The sequence below is a fragment of the Shigella sp. SIG3 genome (assembly GCF_053555855.1).
Genome location: NZ_JBQZXE010000264.1, coordinates 1 through 963 on the forward strand (window position 1 = coordinate 1; position 963 = coordinate 963).

A 963-nucleotide genomic window follows, 5' to 3' on the forward strand; every position below is an offset into this window, starting at 1 on the left:
AACTTTTATGCTCGTCTCGGCTTTGTTCAGCTTTCAGCGACACCAAATGCTTTTGGTGCTGTACCTATGTTTTTGGCGATTCAGCATATTCTCGCGGCTTAGATTATTATCGCCACCCGCCAGGGCAAGTTTTGCCTTAGCCGGGGGCTGAGCAGCGTTACCACTTTTGTTCAATTGCCCCCGCTTTCAGCAACTCCACATCCTTGCCGTTAATAGTTGCCGTTGCGGCAACTATTGTGGTCCTTACAGTTGCACAAGATTTTCGCTCAAATTCCGGTTTATAAAGAATAAGAGACGAATTACTGGTAAATGAACCAAATAGGTAATCAGTAAAGCTAATATTCAGCCGGTTTAAACCGAAAGGCGCGAAGCCAACCGTTTGGTTAATCTCCTTACCGGATGGGCGACGAATGCTGAATGTCACGCGAAGATTGGCCACTTCGCCTAATTTATTGGTGGTGGCGAAGAGGCTATCCATGCAGGAAAAACCTTTATCTAAAAAATTATCCCGCATCCCAGAACGGGTAACCGTGATCACGGGTAACGTATCCTCAACCGTTTTTCTGTCAATCATGTCTTTTCGACAAGTAGCCAGAAAGTCTTCCGGGCCACCATAAATGTGGACACCTTTATCAAGGTATTCCTTCGCTTTCTTACAATCTACCTCAACATACTGACCATTGGCGTACATCATGCCCAACCTGGACCATGCTAAATTCATACCTTGCTGCGCGGCCTGATTAAATAGTGCATACGCTTTGGCATAATCCACCCGCACCTGCTCACCGTCGTAGTAGATACTCCCCAGCGCTAACGGAGCTTCTCTGTCACCTTGTTTAGCGGCTAACTCGAACCATTTAATCGCTTCCTGAACATCAGGTTTGGTATCATAGCGAGGCTGATAATATTCCCAGCCTAACAGGCTCTGCGCGTCGATATCTCCCGATTCAGCCATTTTATGCA

The 963-nt window shown here is 46.6% G+C and carries 1 protein-coding gene and 1 pseudogene; one reads left to right on the forward strand and one right to left on the reverse strand.

Features of this window, described 5'->3' with window-relative positions:
* Positions 1-102, forward strand: a pseudogene (locus ACUU1I_RS20780) (GNAT family N-acetyltransferase); the annotation flags it as partial.
* A 55-nt stretch (positions 103-157) separates the two neighbouring features.
* On the opposite strand, the gene ACUU1I_RS20785 reads toward ACUU1I_RS20780, so the two are convergent.
* The coding region (locus tag ACUU1I_RS20785) for a tetratricopeptide repeat protein (protein ID WP_449144927.1) at positions 158-963 on the reverse strand (806 nt) is incomplete at its 5' end.